This window comes from Rhodococcus sp. P4_C10 (assembly GCF_056402135.1).
Genome location: NZ_JBFUHZ010000082.1, coordinates 1 through 4,295 on the forward strand (window position 1 = coordinate 1; position 4,295 = coordinate 4,295).

Annotated in this window: 2 protein-coding genes and 1 pseudogene; all 3 read left to right on the forward strand. The window is 71.8% G+C overall.

Features of this window, described 5'->3' with window-relative positions:
- Positions 1–562 (forward strand): annotated as a pseudogene (locus tag AC1DWC_RS26515) (IniB N-terminal domain-containing protein); the annotation flags it as partial.
- A gap of 88 nt (positions 563–650) precedes the next feature.
- Positions 651–2,570, forward strand: a complete 1,920-nt coding sequence (locus AC1DWC_RS26520; RefSeq protein WP_477912850.1) for a dynamin family protein — start codon at positions 651–653, stop codon at positions 2,568–2,570.
- Positions 2,567–4,039, forward strand: a complete 1,473-nt coding sequence (locus tag AC1DWC_RS26525) for a dynamin family protein (RefSeq protein WP_477912852.1) — start codon at positions 2,567–2,569, stop codon at positions 4,037–4,039. Before AC1DWC_RS26520 ends, AC1DWC_RS26525 begins: the two co-directional genes overlap by 4 nt.
- The last annotated feature ends 256 nt before the right edge of the window (positions 4,040–4,295 follow it).

Consider the following 4,295-nt stretch of genomic DNA (forward strand, 5'->3'; position numbering starts at 1 on the left):
GCTCGGCACCGACCTGTCCGGCACCGTGCACTCGGCGGTCGACGCGGGGGCCGGCCTGAGCGGCGCGGTTTCGGGCGTCACCGGCGCGGGCGCCGGCCTGACCGGTGCGGTGTCCGGGCTGGCGGACGCGGGAGCGGGCCTGACCGGCGCGGTCTCCGGCATTGCGGGTGCCGGCGCGGGACTGACCTCCGAGCTCGACGCGGTGGCGAACCTCGGCGGTGGAATCGGCGGCGGCGTCGCCGGTGGTGCGGGTGCGGGTGGTGCGGTCGGCGGCGGCACGGACCTGCTCGGCGGGCTCACCTCGGGCCTGACCGGCGCGGTCTCCTCGGTCGGTCACGGCGTCGGCGACGTCACGGGCGCGGCCGGCGGCAACGCCTGGTCGGCGGTCGACGCCTCGAACGCCTTCGGCAGCGAGACCGTCACGACGCACGACGCCGGCCTGTTCGCCGACGGGACCGGCGCGGCGGGCGGCAGCCTCTTCGGCGACCAGCACCTCGACGCCGCGTCCGAGACGCACACCGGCGCGGATGCCGCGGGCCACACGGATCTGCTGCACCCGTAGATCACGGAGATTTTGTAACGAAACCAGCCCCGCACCCGCTATGCCGAGTGCGGGGCTGGTCTTCGCGGAGAGATAGTGGGTCGGGTTCATGCACAACGCATCTGGAGTGGCTGCCGCGCAGACAACGGGAGACCGGGGGTCGGCGTCGCCGACGACCACGGCGCAGCGGCGGGAGGCGGCCGGTGCGGAGCAGGTCGCACTGCTCGAACGCGCCGGGCGGGTCGCCGCGGCGGCGGAGCGGGCCGACCTCGTCGCCCGCCTGGACGCCGCCACCCAGCGGGTGCTCGACCCGCGGATGCGCATCGTCGTGGTCGGCCCGCTCAAGCAGGGCAAGAGCCAGCTGGTCAACTCGCTGCTGAACCTGAACGTCTGCACCGTCGGCGACGACGAGACCACCGCGGTGCCCACCGTCGTGCAGAACGCCGAGACCGCCTTCGCGGAGCTGGTGCTGGCCGAGCCCGGCTCCGAGCCGGCCCGGGTGGCTCTGCCCCTCGACGACCTGGGCCACGTCACCCCGACGTCCCCGCTGGCCGGCGGGCGTGAGGTGCTGCGGGTGGAGGTCAACGTGCCCAGCCCGCTGCTCGCCGACGGATTGGTGCTGGTGGACACGCCCGGCGTCGGCGGCCACGGGAACCCGCATGCCGCGAGCACCCTGGGCCTGCTGCCGGCGGCGGACGCGGTGCTGGTGCTCTCGGACGCCAGCCAGGAGTTCACCGAACCGGAACTCGCCTTCGTCCGTCAGGTGCAGGGCCTGTGTCCCGCGGTGGCCTGTCTGATCAGCAAGACCGACCTGTACCCGCACTGGCGCGAGATCGTCGAGGCCGACCGCGGTCACCTCGAGCGTGAGGGCCTGCGGGTGCCGCTGCTCCCGGTGTCGTCCGCGCTGAGGTCGCACGCGCTGCGACTCGAGGACGTGGAACTGAACGAGGAGTCCGGCTTCGCCGCGCTCTACGACTTCCTCCGCGACGCGGTGGTGGCCCGTGCCGACGCGACGACCCGCCGAGCCGTCGCCCTCGACGTCCACTCGGTGTCCGAGCACCTCACCCTCGCGTTGGGCAGCGAACTGGCCGCACTGCGTGACCCGGCCAAGGGCGCCGCCGCCGTCGCGGAACTGCAGAAGGCCAAGGTGGCGGCCGAGGAACTGCACAAGCGCACCTCGCTGTGGCAGCAGACGCTCTCCGACGGCGTGACCGACCTGGCCGCCGACATCGACCACGACCTGCGGGACCGGCTGCGCCGCGTGACCCGGGAGGCGGAGCAGGCCGTCGACGAGGGCGACCCGGGCAAGGACTGGGCCCAGCTGGGGGAGTGGCTCGAGCAGCAGGTGGCCACCTCGATCGGCGACAACTTCGTCTGGGCGCACGACCGCGCGGTGTGGCTGGCGGAGGTGGTGGCCGAGCATTTCGCGGAGGCCGGGGCCGTCGCCCTGCCGCACCTCGACGTGGCAGACCTGGACGGTGTCCTCGAGCCCGTCGGGTCGCTGGCGGAGCTCGAGTCCGGACGCATCGGCATCACCCAGAAGGTGCTGGTGGGTATGCGCGGCTCCTACGGCGGGGTGCTGATGTTCGGGCTCATCACCACCCTGATGGGGATGGCGCTGGTGAACCCGATCTCCGTCGGTGCGGGCCTGCTGCTCGGCACCAAGGCGTACCGGGAGGACAAGGAGAGCCGCGTTCTCAAACGCCGCGGGGAGGCGAAGGTCGCGATCCGGCGTTTCGTCGACGACGTCAGCTTCCAGATCGGCAAGGAGTCGAAGGACCGGTTGCGGCTGATCCAGCGGCTGCTGCGCGACCACTTCACCGCGATCGCCGAGCAGACGCTGCGGTCGTTGAACGACTCGCTCCGCGCCGCGCAGGAGGCGGCGAACCTGGCCTCGACCGAGCGCGCCGAGCGGGCCGCGCAGATCGAGGCGCAGATGCGCGAACTCGCGGAGCTCAAGGAGGCGGCCGGCCGGCTGCTGCCCGCCGACGAGTCGGCCGACGACGTCACCACGGGCCCGGCCGCGTGAGCGCCGGTGCACTGCCCCGGGCGCGCGAGCTCATCGGCGCGGCGCGTGGGGTGTACTCGGCGGAGCCCGGGGTGCGGGCGCAGCTGGACGAGTGCGCACAGCGGATCGAGGAGCCGCTGCGGGTGGCGCTCGCCGGATCGCTCAAGGCCGGCAAGTCGACGCTGCTGAACTCTCTGGTCGGGCAGGACATCGCACCGACCGACGCGACCGAGTGCACACGCGTCGTCACCTGGTACCGCAGCGGCGCCACGCCCACCGTCACCGCCTGGTACGACGGCGACCGGTCCGCGAACGTCCCGGTGCAGCGACGGGACGGCAGCCTCACCTTCGACCTGGGGAGGTTGACCGCGTCGGACGTGGACCGGCTGGACGTGGAGTGGCCGGCGACGGCGCTGCAGCACACCACCATCATCGACACCCCCGGTACCTCGTCGCTCTCGCGCGACGTCTCGGCGCGGACCCTGCAGATGCTCACCCCGGAGAACTCGGCTTCCGGGACGGACGCGGTGGTGTACCTGCTGCGCACCCTGAACGCGACCGACGTCCAGTTCCTCGGGCAGATCGGCGCGCACGTGGGCGGCGAGTCGGGCCCGCTGGGTGTGGTGGGGGTGGTCTCGCGTGCCGACGAGGTGGGTGCGGGCCGGCTCGACGCGATGATGTCCGCGAAGGAGGTCGCGTCCCGGTTCGCGACCGAACTGGAGCGGACGGGGTTGTGTCAGGCCGTGGTCCCGGTCGCCGGGTTGCTAGCGCTGGGTGCGCGGACGCTCCGGCAGAGCGAGTACGAGGCGTTCCGGGCGCTGAGCGAGGTGCCGACCGAGGACCTGCAGTTGGCGATGCTCTCGGCGGACCGCTTTGCCAGGGCGGACAGCCCGCTGCCGGTGGACGCGGCGACCCGGGCGCAGCTGGCGCACCGGTTCGGTCTGTTCGGCATCCGGCTGGCGGTCGCACTCATCACGCTGGGTACCTCCGACTCTCCGACCCTGGCGGCCGAGTTGGTCGAACGCAGTGGACTCAACGAGCTGCGCCAGGTGATCGACGTGCAGTTCGGCCAGCGTGCCGACCAGCTCAAGGCGCACTCTGCTCTCCTCGCACTGGAACGGGTGCTGGCCGTGGACCCGGGGGCAGAGGCGGCAGGGCTGCTCGCAGAGACAAGGAGGGCCCTGTCCGACGTGCACGGGTTCCAGGAGATCCGGCTGCTCGGCCGGCTGCGCTCCACCGCGACCTCGCTTCCGGGCGAGGATGCAGCCCGGCTGCAGCGCCTGGTCGGCGGGTCGGGCGTCGCGGACGTCGAGCGGCTCGGACTGGAACGCGACGCCTCGCTCGCGCAGCAACGGGACGAGGCACTGGGAGAGGTGCGGCGCTGGCGGGCCTGGGCGGGACATCCGATGGTGGATCAGTTCACGGCGAGGGCCTGCACGGTCGCCGCACGTAGTGCAGAAGGTGTGTTGGCGCGTCTGAGTGCGAACTGAGCCGGAAAACGTGGGGTGAATGCCGCCCAAACGAACGATTTTTACGGCTCACAGACCTTTGACCAGGCGATTTGGTACTTCTCGTCCACGTCCCGTAACTTATTCCAAGTCAGAGCGACACGGACACCGACCCGGACCGAGAGGCCCGGGACACGAGGTTGGACGTAAGAGCCTGGTAAATCCGAAGTCACACCGTCGTGTATGGTTGTGCTTCAGCCCCCGATCAACCGGAGTTCATCTCCTGTTCGTGAGGGTG

Bases quoted from the DNA above. Each gene is read 5' to 3' on its own strand.
- AC1DWC_RS26520 (WP_477912850.1), top strand. From the start codon at position 651: ATGCACAACGCATCTGGAGTGGCTGCCGCGCAGACAACGGGAGACCGG.